Genomic DNA, 16,511 nt, shown 5'->3' on the forward strand with positions numbered 1-16,511 from the left:
AGCGGCTCCGGAGGCTACCCGGCCGGCTCGCCCGGTTCCCTGCGCTCCGACGGGGCGAGCAGGAGCACCTCCAGGGCCCGCGCGCAGGCCCGTGCCTGCGCCAGGTACCAGCCGAGCCGCGCGTCGGTGATCAGCTCGGGGGTCGCGCGGACCGCGAGCGCGAACCGGGCGTGGCCCGTGCGCTCAAGGACCGGGACCGCCACCGTCCGTACCCCGAGGGCCGACTCGCCGTCGTTGAGGGCGTACCCCGCCTCCCGTACGCGTGCCAACTCCGCTGCCAGCGCGGGCGCTTCGACGATGGTCCGCTCCGTGAACGCGTACAGCGGTGGCAGCGAGCGCGGACCGCCCTCGCCCGCCCGGGGCCACGCGAGCAGTACTTTCCCGAGCGCCGTCGAGTGCAGCGGCCGGCGCAGCCCCACCTTCGGGGTCACCGAACCGCCGGCCACGATCACCGCGTGCGGGCCGCTGCGCAGCGCCAGGTCCGCCGTGGCACCCGTCCGTTCGGCCAGGTCGGACAGTTCGGGCGCGGCCAGGTGCAGGCCGCGCTGGTGGTACGAGAGGCGGCCAAGCTCGGTCATCGCCGGGCCCAGCCGGTAGCGCGCGGTCCTGGCGTCCTGCTCCAGGAAGCCCGCGCCGAGCAGGGTGCGGGCCAGCCGGTGCGCCGTCGAGGTGGAGAGCCCGAGCCGGCGCGCGAGGTCGGATGCGCTCAGGTCGGGCCCGTTGTCGTGGAAACAGTGCAGCACGTCCAGTGCGCGGCGGACCGCCTGGGCGCCCGCCGGGGGTCGGACGATGCCGGCCTCGGTCGTCATGGGTTCGCTCCCCGTGGGTGATCGGGTTCCCACGCTCCCACATGGCGGGAGCGGAATCAGGCTCCGGGCCAGCTCGGAAACACTCCGTTCATGAGCAATCCCACATCGTGGGAGTCGAGTTGTGGGCGGCGGAACAACCATGGCAAGGTTCCGGCCATCACCCCCCAGCGGCACCGAGCCGGAAGGAGCAGTCCCGCGATGCACGCACGACACGTACCGGGTGCCCTCCGCGCACCGCTGGCCCTCACCCGGCGCCGCCACATCGACCTGGCGCGCGTCGCCGGCACCGGCTGTCGCTGACACCCGGACTTCGCCCGACGCCTCGCCTTCGCCCGACGCCCGGCCTTCGTCCGGCACCCGGCCTTCGCCGGCGCGTCCGGCCATGGCTTTCCGGCCACGCGGCCGGCGCCTCCACCGCGGTCAGCGCCCCTACGCCCTTCCGTCCCTCTGCGCCCTTCAGTGCCTTCGGCGCCCCCGGTGCCGCGTGCGCCGAGACCGACGCCCACCGGTCCTCCGTCCGCCCCGCACGGGGACGCCGTGGCCGCAGACCTGATCCTCCCGTCTCCCGATCCCTCACACCCCGGGATGCCCCCATGACGTACACCCGCGTTCCCGACACGCTCTGGTTCACCCGTTGCCCCGTCCCCACCGCCACCGGCGTCGCTGCCGACCGGGGCTGGCTCGCGGGGGAGTTCGCCCCGGACGACATCGCCGTCCGCTCGCTCCAGGACGCCGAACCCGGCGCCGACCCCGCCACCCACTACACCCACGCCCTGCCCGGACTCTTCCGCGAGGGCGGCAACGTGCCCGCGCTGTGGGCCCGTTCGCGCGGCGAGCGTACCCGGCTCGTCGGGCTCACCTGGATCGAGGAGCGCCAGGTGGTGCTCGTCGCCCCCGGCTCACCGGTGCGCGGGGCCGCCGCCCTGCGCGGACTCCGGCTCGCCGTGCCGCGTCACTCCGTGCCCATCGACTTCTGGCGGGCGATGGCCCTGCGCGGCTTCGAGGGCGCCCTCGCCTCGGCGGGGTACGGACTCGGCGACGCCGTCCTCGTCGACGTACCGGCCGACGGTCATCGGGGCCAGTGGGCCGCCGGGCTCGACGCCCTGCGCCGCGGCGAGGTCGACGCCGTGTACGTGAAGGGAGCCCTCGCCGTCGAAGCGGCCCGTCGGGCCGGCGCCGAGGTGGCCGTCGAGCTCGACGACCTGCCCGACCCCGCGCACCGCGTCAACAACGGCACCCCGCGCCCCCTCACCGTCCACCAGGACCTCCTGGACGCCCACCCCGAGCTCGTGGCGCGCTTCCTCTCCGTCCTGCTCCGCGCCGCCGACTGGGCGGCCGGCGAGCCCGCCGAGGTGGCCCGGATCCTCGGCTCCGAGACCGGAGCGGGCGCCGAGGGCGTCGCGGGGGCCTACCGGCCCGGCACCCACCGCGCCCTCCACCCGGACCTGTCCGGAACACGGCTCGACCTGCTGGCCCGGCAGGAAGAGGCCCTGCGCGCCCACGGCTTCCTGCCCGAGGCCGTGGACGTACGGGCCTGGGCCGACCCGGAGCCCCTGCGCCGCGCCCGCCTCATCGCGGCCGCCGCCACGCCGGAACCCCCCACGCGGGAGCCGTCCGCCCAGCCCGTCCCGTGACATCCGCAGCCCCGCCCTCCACCACTTCGCCTTCTCCCGCCCCGCCCTCTCCCGCCCGGAGGAAGACCGCCATGCGCCCACTCACCCCGATCGCCGCCCTGACGGCCCTCGTCGCCCTCTCCACCGTCACCGCCTGCGGCGGTGCGGACGACGGCGGCGACCCGAAGGGGAAGAAGAAGGGGGAGGGAACGGTCACCGTTCGCATCCCCGACCCCGGCAACGCCGGCGTCCTCGCCCGTGGCAAGAAGGACGGCAGCCTCGACAAGGCCCTCGCCGCGGTCGGCGCCGAAGTGGCCTGGACGGGCAGTGCCGGCCCCTTCGCCCCGGCCGCCCAGGCGATGAACGCGGACCAGCTCGACATCGCGACCGGCTCCATCACCTCCGGCATCACCTCCCTCTCCCAGAGCCCCGGCTTCGCCTTCTTCACCGCCACCGACCCCGACCCCGTCGGCGAGGGCATCCTCGTCCGCGAGGGCTCGGACATCACCTCCGTCCAGGACCTGGTCGGCCGCAAGGTCGCCGTGAACAAGGGCGGCACCGGTGAGTACCTGCTCCTCAAGGCCCTCGCCAAGGCGGGGATCCCCGCCGACAAGGTCGAGCGCGTCTATCTCCGCCCCGACCAGACCGCCGCCGTCTTCAACGCGGGACAGGTCGACGCCTGGGCGGTCTGGTCGACGTACGCCGTCGCCGAGATCGGCACCGGCAAGGCCCGCTTCGTCGCCGACGGCGCCGCCATCGGCTCCGACAACTACAGCCTGAACGCCGTCCGTACGGGCTTCGCCAAGGAGCACCCCGAGATCGTCAAGGCGCTCTACGCCTACCTCCACGAGAACAGCGCCAAGGAGAAGAAAGACCCGGCCGCCTACCTCAACGTCTTCACTGACGCCGGCCCCACCGCCGTCAACGGCAAGGCCAAGGACGTCCAGATCGCCTTCACCGGCAAGGGAGGCACCGTCGACCCCATCGGCCCCGAGGACATCGCGCGCTTCGAGACCGTCGCCCGGTTCTACGCCGACCAGAAGGTCACCCCGGGCAAGGTCGACATCGCCGCCCACCTCCTCGACGTCGAGAAGTTGTCATGACCGCCGTCACCGAGGAGACGCGCCCGGAGGGGCTCGTCGCGCCGCGCCCGCCGGTGCGCCGCGCCCGCTCCCGCACGTACTCCGCCACCGTCCGCGCCCTCGGCCCGCTCGCCCTGCTCACCCTGTGGTGGGCCTCGTCCGCCACCGGTCTCCTCACCCCCGACGTCCTCGCCTCGCCCGCACAGGTCGTCGACGCGGTAGGCGAGTTGTGGGGCAACGGACAGCTGCCCGACGCGCTCGCCACCTCCCTCACCCGCTCCGGACTCGGCCTCGTCATCGGACTCACCGCCGGCCTCGCCCTCGGCATCACCACCGGCTTCACCCGGCTCGGCGACGAACTCCTCGACTCCTCCCTCCAGACCCTCCGCACCATCCCCTTCCTCTCCCTCGTCCCCCTCTTCATGGTCTGGTTCGGCATCAACGAGACCGCCAAGATCCTGCTCATCGCGGTCGCCACGACCTTCCCGATGTACGTCTCCACCGCCGGGGGAGTCCGCAACACCGACCGCAAGCTCGTCGAGGCCATGCGCAGCTTCGGACTCGGCAGGCTCGCGGTCGTGCGCCAGGTCGTCCTGCCCGGTGCCCTGCCCTCGCTCCTCGCCGGCCTGCGGCTCTCCATGACGCTCAGCGTCATCGCGCTGATCGCCGCCGAGGAGATCAACGCCACCGAGGGCATCGGCTATCTGATGTCCCAGGCCCAGAGCTACGCCCGCACCGACATCCTCGCCGTCTGCATCCTCGTCTACGGACTCCTCGGCCTCACCGCCGACGTCCTCGTCCGTGGCCTGGAGCGGATCCTCATGCCCTGGCGCACCGCCGGACCGGGAGGGACGACATGACCGCCGTACGGGTTCGCGGACTGCGGCGGGCCTTCGGCGACCGCGCCGTCATCGACGGCCTCGACCTCACCATCGGACGCGGCGAGTTCGTCGCCCTCCTCGGTGCCAGCGGCAGCGGCAAGACCACCCTGCTGCGCATCCTCGGCGCCCTCGACGGAGCCGACGGGGGAGAGGCACTCGTCCCCGCCGCCCGCACCATCGTCTTCCAGGAGCCCCGGCTCGTCCCCTCCAAGAAGGTCCTCGCCAACGTCACCGTGGGGCTGCCGCGCGGCGCCGGGACCCGGGCGACCGGTCTGCGGGCGCTCGCCGAGGTCGGGCTGGAACGGCACGCCGACGCCTGGCCGGCCACCCTCTCCGGCGGCGAGGCCCAGCGGGTCGCCCTCGCCAGGGCGCTGGTCCGCGAGCCGGAACTCCTGCTGCTCGACGAGCCGTTCGCCGCCCTCGACGCGCTGACCCGGCTCCGCATGCAGGACCTGGTCGGCGAGCTGCGCCGGATCCACCGGCCGGCGGTCCTGCTCGTCACCCACGACGTCGACGAGGCCGTGCGCCTCGCCGACCGGGTCGCCGTACTGCGCGACGGCCGGCTCGTCACCGACGAGCCCGTGGCCGTTCTCCGCCCGCGCGACCCCGGCGACCCGGCCTTCGTGGCCCTCCGCCGCCGCCTCCTCGCGGACCTCGGCGTCCACACACCCCAGGAAACCACCCCTCTCGAAGGAGTCTCCGCATGACCGTCGTCATCGGTGTCCACCGCAGCAACCCCTCCCTCTACCACCTCTCCCGCCTCGGCTACGCGGAGGAGGAGCTCGCCGCCCTCGGCGAGACCGTGACCTGGCACCCGTACACCGACGGGGTCCGCACCGGCGCCCATCTCGCCGACGGCACCATCGACTTCGGCGGCACCGGCTCCACCCCGCCGGTCACCGCGCAGGCCGCCGGCCACGACATCGTCTACACCGCCGTCTCGGCGCCCCGCCCCGACCACGGCGCCCTCCTGGTCCCCGAGGACAGTCCGGTCCGGACCGTCGCCGACCTCAAGGGCGGCACCGTCCACCTCGCCGTCGGCTCCTGGCAGACCCACCTCGTCGCCAAGGCCCTCGACGACGCCGGCCTCTCGTACGCCACCGACATCACCCCCGTCCGCGGAGACTCCGGCAGCGAGGCGAAGCTCCGCGCCGGGGAGATCACCGCCTGGGTCGCGCAGGGCGCCGAACTCGCCGCCGCCCGTCGCACCGGCGGACTGCGCACCCTGATCCGTACCGGCGACGTCATCAGCGACCGGTCCGTCTTCTTCACCCGGCGCGACCTGGCCGAGCAGCGGCCCGAGCTCGTCGAGGCGCTCACCCGCGCGCTGCGGCGGGCCGACGACTGGGCCGCCGCGCACCCGCGAGAGGCCGCCGAGATCGCCGCCGCCGACCAGGGCGGCACCGTCGAGGACTGGGAGACCGCCCTGAAGGCCCTGCCCTGGACCATCGAGGAGGTCACCGAGGAGTTCATCGCCGAGCAGCAGACGGCGGCGGACATCTTCCACCGCACCGGATTCGTCGACCGCGCGGTCACCGTCGCCGACGCGCTGCCCCGGAAGGCCTGACCCCATGACGCACCAGGCTCCCGAAGTCCTCTGGTACGTGATCCCGCGCGAAGGCGCCTACCCGTGGGAGCCCGAGGGTCGCCGGCCCGTCGACCTCGGCTACCTCACCCAGCTCGCCGGGACCGTCGAACGCCTCGGCTACAGCGGTGCGCTGCTCGCCACCGACCTCTACGACGTGTGGCCGCTCGGTTCGGCGCTCGCCGCCTCCACCAGCACCCGCTTCAAACCGCTGCTCGCCGTCCACCCGGGCCTGATCTCGCCCACGCTCCTGGCCAAGATGGCGCTGAGCTTCGACAACCTCTTCGGTGGCCGGCTCCGCTTCAACGTCGTCAACGGATCGACGAACTCCCTGCGGGAGTACGGCCTGCACGTCGAGCACGACGAGCGGTACGAACTGAGCGCCGAGTACTGGTCGATCGTCAAGCGGCTCACGGCCGGCGAGGTCTTCGACCACAAGGGGAGGTTCTACGACCTCAAGGGCGCGGGCGCCTCCTTCCGCGACCTGCGCCCGGTCCAGGCGCCGCACGTCCCGCTCTGGTTCGGCGGTTCCTCAGCACCCGGCATCGAGATGGCGGCCGAGCACGTCGACGTCTACCTCACCTGGGGCGAACCCCCGCACCTGCTCAAGGAGAAGCTCGACCACGTCCGGGCCCGGGCCGCCGCCCACGGGCGTACGCTGCGGATCGGGCTCCGGCTCCACCTGATCGTCCGGGACACCGAGGACGAGGCCTGGGCCGCGGCCGACCGGCTCCTGGACGTCACCAGCGAGGCGACGTACGCCCGGCAGCTCGGCGAGCGCGCGGGCGAGGACGGCGTCGGCTGGCAGCGCCAGTTCCGCCAGCACGGCGGGAAGGTGCCGGCCCGGGCCCGCGAGCTGGAGACCCACCCGAACCTCTGGCCCGGCATGAGCCTGTTCCGCCCCGGCCCCGGCACGGCGGTCGTGGGCTCCGCGTCCCAGGTCGTGGAGCGCCTCAAGGAGTACCAGGCCCTGGGGGTGGACACCTTCATCCTGTCCGGCAATCCGCTTCTGGAGGAGGCGTACCGGGTGGCCGAGACGGTCCTTCCGGCGCTGGGTGTCACCCGTTGAGGCCGAACAGGCCCCACTCCGTGAACGGCTCGACCTGGACGTGGATCCTGCCTCCTCGGCCGACGGCCCGCCGGCGGCCGAGGGGAGTGCCGTCGGGCAAGGTGAGCAGGCTGGTGTCCCCCGCCTCGACGGAGGTCCCGGCGAGGGCCGGCCGCGCGGCGAACGGTTTCGGCGCGCCGCATTGATCGAACGTTGATGGCCTGTTTACGACCCCTGGGCAGTGTGTACGGCATGCAGACCTACACGAGCGTACTCACCGCACCGGAGCCCGACATGACCTGGCGCGAGAACGCCCTGTGCGCCCAGGCCGGACCGGAGTTCTTCTTCCCGGCCCCCGGTTCGTCGACGCGCGAGGCGAAGCAGCTGTGCGGGGCGTGCGAGGGGCGCCTCGCGTGCCTGGAGTACGCCCTGGCCCACGACGAGCGGTTCGGGGTGTGGGGCGGCCTCTCCGAGAAGGAGCGCGGGCGGCTCAAGCGGCAGAGCCGCTGAACCGCCCGGCCGCCCCGGCGGACGGCTCAGCCGGCCGCGCGCGCGGCCATCCGGGCCTTGCGGGCCGCGAGCTTCTCGTCGAACTTGCTCGCCTCGCTGTCGAGGCCGTTCATGTAGAGCCCCAGCTCCTCCTGGGCGCGCAGGCCGTCCGGGCCGAGGCCCTCGATCTGGAGGACCTTGAGGAAGCGCAGGACGGGCTGGAGGACGTCGTCGTGGTGGATGCGCATGTTGTAGATCTCGCCGATCGCCATCTGCGCGGCCGCCCGCTCGAAGCCCGGCATGCCGTGACCGGGCATCCGGAAGTTGACGACGACGTCCCGCACGGCCTGCATGGTCAGGTCGGGGGCGAGCTCGAAGGCCGCGCCCAGCAGGTTGCGGTAGAAGACCATGTGCAGGTTCTCGTCGAGCGCGATGCGGCCGAGCATCCGGTCGCAGACCGGGTCGCCGGACTGGTGGCCGGTGTTGCGGTGCGAGATGCGGGTGGCGAGCTCCTGGAAGGCCACGTACGCGACGGAGTGCAGCATCGAGTGCCGGTTGTCGGACTCGAAGCCCTCGCTCATGTGTGCCATCCGGAACTGCTCCAGCTTGTCCGGGTCGACGGCGCGCGAGGCGAGCAGGTAGTCGCGCATCACGATGCCGTGCCGGCCCTCCTCGGCGGTCCAGCGGTGCACCCAGGTGCCCCAGGCGCCGTCGCGGCCGAAGAGGCTGGCGATCTCGTGGTGGTAGCTCGGGAGGTTGTCCTCGGTGAGCAGGTTGACGACGAGGGCGATCTTGCCGATGTCGGTGACCTTGGACTGCGACGGCTCCCAGGCCTCGCCGTCCTCGAAGAAGCCGGGGAAGTTCCGGCCGTCGGACCAGGGCACGTACTCGTGCGGCATCCAGTCCTTGGTGACCTTCAGGTGCCGGTTGAGCTCTTTCTCCACGACCTCTTCCAGCGCGTAGAGGAGCCGTGCGTCGGTCCACCCTGCCGAGCTGCCGAGGGAAGGAGAGGTGAGCGTCACGGGGAACTCCTGGGGACGGAGAAGGGCATACGGGCATACCTACGGATTCGTAGGTTACGAGACCGTAGGTTAAGCCTCCGTAAGGCGTCGGCCAAGCCCGTCCCGGCGATGTCCGATTACGTTCCGTTATGCGCGCAGCTCCGGCGGGGTGCCGGAGACGCAGGTCACGTCCTTTTCGGCGTCCGCCGGTCATGCGGCCGACTACGCAGCGCAGATGCCCGGCGGCGCGGAGCGAGTGGTCGGCCCCTCACAGCAGGTGGTCGGCCGCCCCGGCCTTCACGGCCGAGATGAGCGCCCGCAGCGCCTCCACGGAGTCGGTGACGTACTCGCCGGGGGAGAGCGTCGAGCCGATGTAGGCGCGGCCGGAGTCGTCGAGACCGAAGCGGAAGCAGTTGGCGCCCTCGCTGCAGAAGGCCTCGTCCCAGTCGATCGCGGCGGCGGACGGGGCGGTGGGGGCGGCGGTCGTGACGTTCATGGTGTGGGGGGTCCTTCACAGATCCTGGGATATGGCGCGGACGAACGCGCGTGATTCGGTCGTGGACAGGGCGAGCCCGCGCAGCCGGTCCAGCAGGCCGCGGTACCGACGCAGTTGCATGTCGGTGTCGAGCAGGAGCGAGCCGTGGGAGGAGTCGAGCTGCACGGTGTCGAGCTGCGGCACCGCTGCGGACACATAGGTGAACGACTGGCCCGCCCCGGGGAAACCCCCCGCGGCGAACGGGATGACGCGTACGGAGACGGTGTCGCGCTCGGTGTGGGCCAGGATGTGCTCCAGCTGCGCCCGCGCGACCTTCGCTCCGCCGAACTGCATGCGCAGCGCCGCCTCGTGGATCACGGCCTCGTACCGTACCGGCCGGTCGCCCTCCAGGATCTGTCGGCGGCGCAGCCGCAGGGCGAGCCGGGCCTCCAGGTCGGGTCCCGGCAGTGGGGGGACCGCGGTGTCGAAGACCGCCCGGGCGTGCTCCTCGGTCTGCAGGAGGCCCGGGATGTGGGTGGTGACGGAGGTCTCCAACTGCGAGGCGTGGAACTCCAGTTCGGCGAGGTCGAGGAGGGCGGGCGGGAGCAGTCCGCGGTGCTCCTCCCACCAGCCCCGGTCCCGTTCCCGGGCCATGCCGGCGAGGAGGTCGACGAGCCCCGTGTCCGGGCAGCCGTAGTTGAAGGCGAGGGTGCGGACGCGCTCGGGGCTGATCCCGAAGCGGCCCGACTCGATGTTGGGGATGCGGGTGCGGTCGACGCCCAGGAGGGCGGCGGCCTGCTGGGCCGACATCCCCGACTGTTCGCGCAGTCTGCGCAGTTCGCTCCCGAGGCGCTGCTGCCGCGCGGTCGGGCTGCTCCTGGGTGGCACGCTCCGTATCCCTTCGCTCTGTGACGGCGCGGCCCGCGATGGGCCGTCGATATGGCCGGAATGACGCGAGTGCCCGCAAGGTGTAGCACTGTGCTCCGGTCGTGCGCTACGGTCGGTAGCGCAAGTCTCACACGGGGCTACCGAGCTCGTGTGCAGGACCCCCCATGCACCAGGAAATGTGAGCAAACCGATGAAGGGCGCCCTGCGTTGCCTCCCGACCGCCGCCGCGGCCGGGCCCGTACCTCCCGCCACGGAGAACCTCAGCTACTCGATGCTGCTCCCCGGCGGCGCCTACTGCGCGGGACACGCGCGCGAGGCGGTCCACTCGCTCCTCACCCGGCACGGCCTCTCCGACCTCTGCGAGACCGCCGTCCTCGCGGCCTCCGAACTCGTCTCGGCCGCCTACCGGTTCACCCCCGACCGGGAGATGATGCTGCGCGTCCGCTGGCAGTTCGAGGCGCTGCGGATCGTCCTCTACGACCAGCACCCGGCCCATGCCGCACCCCGCGCGGCCGAGGAATGCCGTGACCGCCGCAGCCGCAGCATGTGGCTGCTGGCCGCGGCGGTCGACGCGCACGGCGGGGACTGGGGACTCGCCCCCGTGCTCACCCCCGGAGGGGGCACCAAGTCCTGGGCGTTACTCCACCGCTAGGACCCGTCCGTCAGGACCCGTCCTGAGGATCGCGCCGGGCTCGGGGCCGTCCCCCTGACCTCCTCCGCCGTCGTGGGCCGCAGCTCCCCGTCGAGCAGCACCCAGCGGGTGATCCCCAGCGACTCCAGGAAGGCCACGTCGTGGCTCGCCACGATCAGCGCCCCCTCGTAGGCGTCGAGGGCCGCCGTCAGCTTCCGCACCGACGCCATGTCCAGGTTGTTCGTCGGCTCGTCCAGCATCAGCAGCTGCGGAGCCGGCTCCGCGAGGAGCAGCGCCGCGAGCGTCGCCCGGAACCGCTCCCCGCCCGACAGGGTGCCGACCGGCTGATCGGCCCGCGCCCCACGGAACAGGAACCGCGCGAGCCGGGCCCTGATCGCGTTCGCCGTCGCCTCGGGGGCGAAGCGGGCCACGTTCTCCACCACGCTCAGCCCGTCGTCGAGCACGTCGAGCCGCTGCGGCAGGAAGCGCAGCGGCACCCGTGCCTCCGTCTCGCCCGCCAGCGGCTCCAGCTCCCCGGCGATGGTCCGCAGCAGCGTCGTCTTCCCGGCGCCGTTCCGCCCGACCAGGGCGATCCGCTCCGGACCGCGCAGCTCGAACGCGCCGTCGACCCGCGCCCCGTAGCGCAGCTCCAGGTCCCGCAGGTGCAGGACCTCGCGGCCCGGCGGCACCGAGGTGCGCGGCAGCTCGACGCGGATCTCGTCGTCGTCCCGTACCGCCTCCACGGCCGCGTCGAGCCGCTCCCGTGCCTCCGAGAGGCGCTCCATGTGCAGCGTCTTCTGCTTGCCGGCCGTGACCTGCGCGTCCCTCTTGTTGCTGTTGGCCACGAGCTTCGACGCGACCTTGTTCTCGAAGCTCTTCTGCCCGTACCGCCGCCGGCGCGCCGACTTCGTCTGGGCGTCGGAGAGTTCGCGCTTCTGGCGCTGCACGTCGGCCTCGGCGACCCGCACCATCCGCTCCGCGGCCTCCTGTTCGGCGGCGAGCGCCGACTCGTACGCGGACCAGTTGCCGCCGTACCAGGTGACCTCGCCGTCGCGCAGGTCGGCGATCTGGTCGACCCGCTCCAGGAGTTCCCGGTCGTGGCTGACCACGACCAGGACCCCGGACCACTTCTCCACCGCCTCGTACAGCCGGGCACGGGCGTGCAGGTCCAGGTTGTTGGTGGGCTCGTCGAGCAGCAGCACGTCGGGCCGGGCGAGCAGCAGCGCGGCGAGGCGCAGCAGCACGGACTCGCCGCCCGAGATCTCGCCCACGGTCCGGTCCAGGCCGACGTGGTCGAGCCCGAGCTGGTCGAGGACGGCCCGGGCCCGCTCCTCCACGTCCCAGTCGTCGCCGATCGCGGTGAAGTGCTCCTCCGCGGGGTCGCCCGCCTCGATGGCGTGCAGGGCGGCCCGCCGGCCGGCGATGCCGAGGATCTCGTCCACCCGCCGCGAGGTGTCCAGGACCAGGTTCTGCGGGAGGTACCCGAGCTCACCGGTGACCTTGACCGCGCCCTCCTGCGGGGTCAGTTCGCCCGCGAGCAGCTTCAGGAGCGTGGACTTGCCGGAGCCGTTGAGCCCGACGAGTCCGGTACGGCCGGGACCGACCGAGAGCCGGAAGCCGTCGAGGACGGTGGTGCCGTCCGGCCAGGAGAAGGAGAGGGCGGAGCAGGTGATGAAGGTGGGGTGATGTGCCATGCAGGCCTCCGGGTCGCGCGAGCGTGAAAAGGGAGCAACGCGGGAGACACCGGGGCGCGGGCAGCGGAAGGAACGGCTCGTACGCCGAGGTCGAGAACGGCACACGCGGCACAGGGGGCACGCGCGGCTCGGTGTCTCGCAACCTCAGACGAGCAACGTCCTTCTCCGATCGGGTGACGACAAGGTCAGGAACGACCGTACGCCCCGGCCGGGAGGAGCGGCAAACGAATTGACGTCACGGGCGCTCGCGGAGCAGCTCCGCGAGGCCCTGGTCCCAGTCCAGGTACTGGTGCTCGCGGCCCGCCGGCACCAGGTGCTGCGAGCGCTCCAGGAAGCGGCGCAGCTCGGAGGTCCGCACATGGACCATCGCCACCCCCTCCGGGGCGTGGAACTCGACCACCGTGCGGTCGAACCCGTACGGACGCAGGCGCACGTCCCCGACCCCGGCCGGGCGCTCGACGCCCTGGACGAGCAGCTCGCGCGCGAAGGCCCAGGAGACCTCGACGCCCTCCAGGGTGGCCGGCGGCGGAAACGCCATGCTCACGGCGTACGGATCCCCGCGGTCGTACCGCAGGGTGGCGGGGACGGTCTCCATCCGGGGCGCGGACGCGACCAGACGGGCCTGCACGGCCTGCTCGATGACGGCGGACAAGACCGGCTCCTCTCACGCGGGCTTCGGATCCTGTGCGTCTCCCCGACACCAGGGCACCTGACACCCCTCAAGACGATCGGGAGGACCGGAACGTGCACTCCGGTACCACGTGAGTTGCGTCACCGGGGTTTCTCGGGCCGGCCGGCGCGAGGGTGGTGACGGGCTGAGGCCGTCAGGCGAGCTTGCGCGTACGGCGGGGGTGGGTGGGCGTCTGCGGGGCGGGTGGGGCCGATGCGCGCACGTGGCCGGGCCGGTCGTCAGCGTTCTTCGGGCACATCGTCGTCGTCCGGTTCGGCACAGGGGCCCGAGTGGTCGCAGTACGGCTGGTTGCCCGAGGCGCCGCAGCCGCAGAGCATCGCCCGGGTCTCGTGGCGGTCGCCGTGGGCGCCGGTCACCAGGAGGTCGCCGCGGACCACCAGCTGGCCGGCGGGCGTGCGCCGGACCGTGGTGGGGGAGTCCGGCTGCTCGGCGACGGCGTCCTCGGGGCGGTGGTGGTACTGGAGCGCCCCGGAGGGACAGCGCCGGACGACCTCCGCGACCCGGTCGGGGTCGGCGGCGTCGGGCAGCACCCACGGGCGCCGGGCCGTGTCGAAGACCTCCGGCAGGCCGCGGACGCACTCCGCCGCGTGCAGACAGCGGCGCGGCTCGAACGTGACGGTGATGCCCTCGCCCTCGTACTCCTTGAGGCGGGGCCGTTCCTCCGTCGCACCTTCACCTTCCGTCATGCGACCCAGCCTAGGAACGCCGGGCCGAGGACGCACCCTGGACGCCGACCGGCCCGGGGCACTAGCTTCCGGCGCCATGACGTCCATGGGGAAGACGAGACGAATGATGTCGGTGGGGCTGATCGGGGCGGCGCTCGCGCTGACCCTGGCCGCCCCGGCGCGGGCTGGGGAGACCCCCACGGCCGCGGCCGGCTGGCAGCTCACACCGACCGGCACCGACGCCCGCTTCCGGGGCCTCGCGCCGGTCGACCGGAGGACCGCGTGGGCCGCGGGCTCCAAGGGCACGGTGTTGCGCACCACCGACGGCGGGCGCAGCTGGCGGAACGTGTCGCCGGCCGGAGCGGGCGACCTGGAGTTCCGCGACGTCGAGGCCTTCGACGCCCGCCGGGCCGTCGTCCTCGCCATCGGGGAGGGCGAGGCCTCCCGCGTGCTGCGCACCGAGGACGGCGGCGCCACCTGGACCGAGTCCTTCCGCAACGCCGACGCGCGCGCCTTCTACGACTGCATGACCTTCTTCGACCACCGGCACGGACTCGCCCTGAGCGACCCGGTCGACGGGAAGTACCGCATCCTCTCCACCCGCGACGGCGGCCGCTCCTGGGAGGTCCTGCCGAGCTCCGGGATGCCGGACGCGCTCCCCGGCGAGGCGGGATTCGCCGCGAGCGGCCAGTGCCTCGTGTCGGCCGGACCCCGGGACGTGTGGCTCGCCACGGGCGGCGGCGCCACCGCGCGCGTGCTCCACTCCGCCGACCGGGGAGTGACCTGGACGGCCACGGACACGCCGATCCCGGCCGGCGACCCGGCCCGCGGCGTCTTCGGGCTCGCCTTCCGCGACCGTACGCACGGCATCGCCGTCGGCGGCGACTACCGCAAGGACCAGCCGTCCCCTTCGGCCGGCGCGGTCAGCACCGACGGCGGACGCACCTGGAACCCCTCGGCGACCCCGCCGCCCGCCTACCGCTCCGGCGTCGCCTGGCTCCCGCACGGCAAGGCGGCCGCGCTCGCCGTCGGCCCGACCGGCACCGACCTCACCACCGACGGCGGCCGCACCTGGCGCACGGTCGACACCGGCTCGTACGACACGGTCGACTGCACTCCGGACGGCTCCTGCTGGGCCTCCGGCGAGAAGGGCCGCATCGCCCGGCTCGCCACGAAGGACTAGCGGGGACCAGCGAGGACTAGGAGGGCAGCTCCTCCCGGTACGCGGCGATCCCGTCGGCCGTCTTGGTCGCGTAGAACTCCGTGATCCGGTACGCGCACACGCCCTCGGCGCTGAACGGGTCGGCCGCCGTGATCTTCTCGATCTCCGCGCGGTCGACCCCGGCGGCCAGGATGATCCCGCCGTCCCGCGGGTTCTTCCGACCCGACGCCAGGAACACGCCGGCGGCGTACTGCGCGTCCAGCCACTCGACGTGCGCGTCGAGCAGCGCGTCCACCCGCTCGATCGGCGCGGTGTAGGTCAATTCGAGAATGAACATGATCGCCAGGCTACCCGTGCGGACCGGCGGCCGTTCGGCGTACGACCGGTCCCACGTACGGTCCACCGGGCGCGCCGCCGGCCGGGCAACCACGAACGGGGCTGCTCCAATGGCCGGGCACCGCGCCCCGGGGGGCCGCCGTAGGGTGGGCCCCATCATGACGATCATCGGGATTCCGGCGGGCTGGCCCGCCGACGAGGACGCCGCGCGGGACGTGCAGCGGGAGTTGCGGGGGCGGCTCGTGCTCGGGGAGAGCGGGCCGCCGCCGGGGGAGGGGCACGTCACCGGGCTCGACGTGGCGTACGACGACGAGCGCGACCTCGTCGCCGCCGCGGCCGTCGTGCTCGACGCGCGCACCCTGGACGTGGTGGAGGAGGCCACGGCGGTCGGCCGGGTCTCCTTCCCGTACGTCCCCGGGCTCCTCGCCTTCCGCGAGATCCCGACCGTGCTCGCCGCGCTCGACTCCCTGAGCGCCGACCCGGGCCTCCTGGTCTGCGACGGCTACGGCCTCGCCCACCCGCGCCGCTTCGGCCTCGCCAGCCACCTCGGCGTCCTCACCGGCCGGCCGTCGATCGGCGTCGCCAAGAACCCCTTCACCTTCACGTACGGGCAGCCCGGCGACGCGCGCGGCGACTTCACCCCGCTCCTCGCCGACGGGGAGGAGGTCGGCAGGGCCCTGCGCACCCAGGCGGGCGTGAAGCCCGTGTACGTCTCCGTGGGCCACCGCGTCTCCCTCGACAACGCCTGCGCCCACACCCTGCTGCTCTCCCCGCGCTACCGGGTGCCCGAGACCACCCGTCACGCCGACTCCCTCTGCCGCAGAGCGCTCAAGGAGGCGCAGGAATCACTCGGGTCACTCGGGTCCGTCTGAGTACCCCGGGTGAGTACCTGTACGGATACCCGTTGTCGTACCCCCACGGCAGAGTGGTGCCCATGACAGCTCGCGTTCCCGCAACCCGTGGTCTCGGCGCCGCACTTGCCGTCGCCGGGGCCTCCGCCCTCGCCTGGGCCTGCGCCATCCTGTACGTCATCGCGGACTGGACGCTGGGATGATCGGGCGTCTGCGCTGCCTCGTCCTCGACTGCCCCGACGCCCGCGAACTGGCCCTGTTCTACCAGGGGTTGCTGGGCGGCGAGATCGAGTGCCCCGACCCGGCGCTCGCCGTCGGAGAAGGCTCCGCCGTGCTCTGCGACGCGGGCGGCCCGGTGCTCGCCTTCCAGAGCGTGGCCGACCACCATCCGCCCGTCTGGGGCGCGCCCGAGCAGCAGTTCCACCTGGACGTACGGGTCGGGGACCCGGTCGCCGCCCACGCGGCCGTGCTCGCGCTCGGCGCCACCCCGCTCGACGGGGGCGAGGCGCCCACCTGGCGCGTCTACGCCGATCCGGCGGGCCACTTCTTCCGCCTCGTCGCTCCCTGAGCCCGCCCCCCCCGGAGCGGGAACGGTGCGGCGCCGCCGGCC

The 16,511-nt window shown here is 73.3% G+C and carries 21 protein-coding genes; 13 read left to right on the forward strand and 8 right to left on the reverse strand.

Annotated elements, in window-relative coordinates:
• Positions 1-14: 14 nt before the first annotated feature.
• The gene (locus tag GGE06_RS27340) at positions 15-809 is read right to left on the reverse strand and encodes an IclR family transcriptional regulator (protein WP_116157974.1); all 795 of its coding nucleotides are present in this window, start codon (positions 807-809) and stop codon (positions 15-17) included.
• Between the two features lie 198 nt (positions 810-1,007).
• Here GGE06_RS27340 and GGE06_RS43820 point away from each other — a divergent pair, with 198 nt between their 5' ends.
• The 8 genes from GGE06_RS43820 (at position 1,008) to GGE06_RS27375 (ending at position 7,528) form a co-directional block, all read left to right on the forward strand.
• Positions 1,008-1,109, forward strand: a complete 102-nt coding sequence (locus GGE06_RS43820) for a putative leader peptide (protein ID WP_312883321.1) — start codon at positions 1,008-1,010, stop codon at positions 1,107-1,109.
• Between the two features lie 293 nt (positions 1,110-1,402).
• Positions 1,403-2,443 carry an ABC transporter substrate-binding protein gene (locus tag GGE06_RS27345; protein ID WP_184932050.1) on the forward strand — a complete coding sequence of 347 codons (1,041 nt, stop codon included), beginning with the start codon at positions 1,403-1,405 and terminating at the stop codon, positions 2,441-2,443.
• Between the two features lie 71 nt (positions 2,444-2,514).
• Positions 2,515-3,525, forward strand: a complete 1,011-nt coding sequence (locus GGE06_RS27350) for an ABC transporter substrate-binding protein (protein ID WP_116157972.1) — start codon at positions 2,515-2,517, stop codon at positions 3,523-3,525.
• Positions 3,522-4,364 carry an ABC transporter permease gene (locus tag GGE06_RS27355; RefSeq protein ID WP_116157971.1) on the forward strand — a complete coding sequence of 281 codons (843 nt, stop codon included), beginning with the start codon at positions 3,522-3,524 and terminating at the stop codon, positions 4,362-4,364. Before GGE06_RS27350 ends, GGE06_RS27355 begins: the two co-directional genes overlap by 4 nt.
• Positions 4,361-5,092, forward strand: coding sequence for an ABC transporter ATP-binding protein (locus GGE06_RS27360; RefSeq protein WP_116157970.1), 732 nt, complete (start codon positions 4,361-4,363; stop codon positions 5,090-5,092). The genes GGE06_RS27355 and GGE06_RS27360 overlap by 4 nt, the downstream gene beginning before the upstream one ends.
• Complete coding sequence (locus GGE06_RS27365; RefSeq protein WP_184932051.1) at positions 5,089-5,952, forward strand: ABC transporter substrate-binding protein; 864 nt, start codon at positions 5,089-5,091, stop codon at positions 5,950-5,952. The genes GGE06_RS27360 and GGE06_RS27365 overlap by 4 nt, the downstream gene beginning before the upstream one ends.
• Positions 5,953-5,956: 4 nt before the next feature.
• Entirely contained in the window at positions 5,957-7,039 is a 1,083-nt protein-coding gene (locus GGE06_RS27370) for an LLM class flavin-dependent oxidoreductase (protein ID WP_116157968.1), read from the forward strand.
• Between the two features lie 231 nt (positions 7,040-7,270).
• On the forward strand, positions 7,271-7,528 hold the full coding sequence (locus GGE06_RS27375) for a WhiB family transcriptional regulator (protein ID WP_181924449.1): 258 nt from the start codon (positions 7,271-7,273) through the stop codon (positions 7,526-7,528).
• Between the two features lie 26 nt (positions 7,529-7,554).
• Here GGE06_RS27375 and GGE06_RS27380 read toward each other — a convergent pair whose 3' ends face one another.
• The 3 genes from GGE06_RS27380 to GGE06_RS27390 all read right to left on the reverse strand — a co-directional run bounded on the left by GGE06_RS27380 (position 7,555) and on the right by GGE06_RS27390 (position 9,871).
• On the reverse strand, positions 7,555-8,529 hold the full coding sequence (locus GGE06_RS27380; RefSeq protein ID WP_116157967.1) for an acyl-ACP desaturase: 975 nt from the start codon (positions 8,527-8,529) through the stop codon (positions 7,555-7,557).
• 247 nt (positions 8,530-8,776) lie between these two features.
• Positions 8,777-9,004 carry a hypothetical protein gene (locus GGE06_RS27385; protein WP_116157966.1) on the reverse strand — a complete coding sequence of 76 codons (228 nt, stop codon included), beginning with the start codon at positions 9,002-9,004 and terminating at the stop codon, positions 8,777-8,779.
• A 15-nt stretch (positions 9,005-9,019) separates the two neighbouring features.
• Positions 9,020-9,871 carry a helix-turn-helix domain-containing protein gene (locus GGE06_RS27390; RefSeq protein ID WP_116157965.1) on the reverse strand — a complete coding sequence of 284 codons (852 nt, stop codon included), beginning with the start codon at positions 9,869-9,871 and terminating at the stop codon, positions 9,020-9,022.
• 178 nt (positions 9,872-10,049) lie between these two features.
• Between GGE06_RS27390 and GGE06_RS27395 the strand changes: the two genes are divergently transcribed.
• Positions 10,050-10,523 (forward strand): ATP-binding protein, encoded by a 474-nt coding sequence (locus GGE06_RS27395; RefSeq protein ID WP_312883322.1) that lies wholly within the window; start codon positions 10,050-10,052, stop codon positions 10,521-10,523.
• On the opposite strand, the gene GGE06_RS27400 is transcribed toward GGE06_RS27395, so the two are convergent.
• The 3 genes from GGE06_RS27400 to GGE06_RS27410 form a co-directional block, all read right to left on the reverse strand.
• A complete protein-coding gene (locus GGE06_RS27400) occupies positions 10,520-12,196 on the reverse strand; it encodes an ABC-F family ATP-binding cassette domain-containing protein (protein ID WP_184932052.1) in 1,677 nt (558 codons plus the stop codon). The two genes, GGE06_RS27395 and GGE06_RS27400, sit on opposite strands and share 4 nt — an antisense overlap.
• A gap of 235 nt (positions 12,197-12,431) precedes the next feature.
• On the reverse strand, positions 12,432-12,848 hold the full coding sequence (ssgD, locus tag GGE06_RS27405; RefSeq protein WP_116157962.1) for a spore wall synthesis regulator SsgD: 417 nt from the start codon (positions 12,846-12,848) through the stop codon (positions 12,432-12,434).
• A gap of 257 nt (positions 12,849-13,105) precedes the next feature.
• Positions 13,106-13,573, reverse strand: coding sequence for a (4Fe-4S)-binding protein (locus tag GGE06_RS27410; RefSeq protein ID WP_116157961.1), 468 nt, complete (start codon positions 13,571-13,573; stop codon positions 13,106-13,108).
• A gap of 76 nt (positions 13,574-13,649) precedes the next feature.
• On the opposite strand from GGE06_RS27410, the gene GGE06_RS27415 reads away from it, so the two are divergent.
• Positions 13,650-14,735, forward strand: a complete 1,086-nt coding sequence (locus GGE06_RS27415) for a WD40/YVTN/BNR-like repeat-containing protein (protein WP_116157960.1) — start codon at positions 13,650-13,652, stop codon at positions 14,733-14,735.
• A gap of 16 nt (positions 14,736-14,751) precedes the next feature.
• On the opposite strand, the gene GGE06_RS27420 is transcribed toward GGE06_RS27415, so the two are convergent.
• Positions 14,752-15,051 (reverse strand): YciI family protein, encoded by a 300-nt coding sequence (locus GGE06_RS27420; RefSeq protein ID WP_116165223.1) that lies wholly within the window; start codon positions 15,049-15,051, stop codon positions 14,752-14,754.
• A gap of 157 nt (positions 15,052-15,208) precedes the next feature.
• On the opposite strand from GGE06_RS27420, the gene GGE06_RS27425 reads away from it, so the two are divergent.
• From GGE06_RS27425 to GGE06_RS27430, 3 genes are all read left to right on the forward strand, one after another.
• Entirely contained in the window at positions 15,209-15,922 is a 714-nt protein-coding gene (locus GGE06_RS27425; RefSeq protein ID WP_116157959.1) for an endonuclease V, read from the forward strand.
• Between the two features lie 62 nt (positions 15,923-15,984).
• A complete protein-coding gene (gene mmpA, locus GGE06_RS44110) occupies positions 15,985-16,104 on the forward strand; it encodes a morphogenic membrane protein MmpA (RefSeq protein ID WP_376773592.1) in 120 nt (39 codons plus the stop codon).
• Positions 16,101-16,469, forward strand: coding sequence for a VOC family protein (locus GGE06_RS27430; protein WP_116157958.1), 369 nt, complete (start codon positions 16,101-16,103; stop codon positions 16,467-16,469). The genes mmpA and GGE06_RS27430 overlap by 4 nt, the downstream gene beginning before the upstream one ends.
• The last annotated feature ends 42 nt before the right edge of the window (positions 16,470-16,511 follow it).

Source organism: Streptomyces nymphaeiformis (assembly GCF_014203895.1).
In the GTDB taxonomy this organism is placed as follows: domain Bacteria; phylum Actinomycetota; class Actinomycetes; order Streptomycetales; family Streptomycetaceae; genus Streptomyces; species Streptomyces nymphaeiformis.

What these genes read in the sequence shown, in the direction of transcription:
- GGE06_RS27410 (WP_116157961.1), bottom strand. Translation starts at nt 13,573, where the DNA reads ATGACGGAAGGTGAAGGTGCGACGGAGGAACGGCCCCGCCTCAAGGAG.
- GGE06_RS27340 (WP_116157974.1), bottom strand. Translation starts at nt 809, where the DNA reads ATGACGACCGAGGCCGGCATCGTCCGACCCCCGGCGGGCGCCCAGGCG.
- GGE06_RS27430 (WP_116157958.1), top strand. Translation starts at nt 16,101, where the DNA reads ATGATCGGGCGTCTGCGCTGCCTCGTCCTCGACTGCCCCGACGCCCGC.
- GGE06_RS27385 (WP_116157966.1), bottom strand. Translation starts at nt 9,004, where the DNA reads ATGAACGTCACGACCGCCGCCCCCACCGCCCCGTCCGCCGCCGCGATC.
- GGE06_RS27400 (WP_184932052.1), bottom strand. Translation starts at nt 12,196, where the DNA reads ATGGCACATCACCCCACCTTCATCACCTGCTCCGCCCTCTCCTTCTCC.
- mmpA (WP_376773592.1), top strand. Translation starts at nt 15,985, where the DNA reads ATGACAGCTCGCGTTCCCGCAACCCGTGGTCTCGGCGCCGCACTTGCC.
- GGE06_RS27370 (WP_116157968.1), top strand. Translation starts at nt 5,957, where the DNA reads ATGACGCACCAGGCTCCCGAAGTCCTCTGGTACGTGATCCCGCGCGAA.
- GGE06_RS27420 (WP_116165223.1), bottom strand. Translation starts at nt 15,051, where the DNA reads ATGTTCATTCTCGAATTGACCTACACCGCGCCGATCGAGCGGGTGGAC.
- GGE06_RS27360 (WP_116157970.1), top strand. Translation starts at nt 4,361, where the DNA reads ATGACCGCCGTACGGGTTCGCGGACTGCGGCGGGCCTTCGGCGACCGC.
- GGE06_RS43820 (WP_312883321.1), top strand. Translation starts at nt 1,008, where the DNA reads ATGCACGCACGACACGTACCGGGTGCCCTCCGCGCACCGCTGGCCCTC.
- GGE06_RS27365 (WP_184932051.1), top strand. Translation starts at nt 5,089, where the DNA reads ATGACCGTCGTCATCGGTGTCCACCGCAGCAACCCCTCCCTCTACCAC.
- GGE06_RS27355 (WP_116157971.1), top strand. Translation starts at nt 3,522, where the DNA reads ATGACCGCCGTCACCGAGGAGACGCGCCCGGAGGGGCTCGTCGCGCCG.
- GGE06_RS27425 (WP_116157959.1), top strand. Translation starts at nt 15,209, where the DNA reads ATGACGATCATCGGGATTCCGGCGGGCTGGCCCGCCGACGAGGACGCC.
- GGE06_RS27375 (WP_181924449.1), top strand. Translation starts at nt 7,271, where the DNA reads ATGCAGACCTACACGAGCGTACTCACCGCACCGGAGCCCGACATGACC.
- GGE06_RS27415 (WP_116157960.1), top strand. Translation starts at nt 13,650, where the DNA reads ATGACGTCCATGGGGAAGACGAGACGAATGATGTCGGTGGGGCTGATC.
- GGE06_RS27345 (WP_184932050.1), top strand. Translation starts at nt 1,403, where the DNA reads ATGACGTACACCCGCGTTCCCGACACGCTCTGGTTCACCCGTTGCCCC.
- GGE06_RS27350 (WP_116157972.1), top strand. Translation starts at nt 2,515, where the DNA reads ATGCGCCCACTCACCCCGATCGCCGCCCTGACGGCCCTCGTCGCCCTC.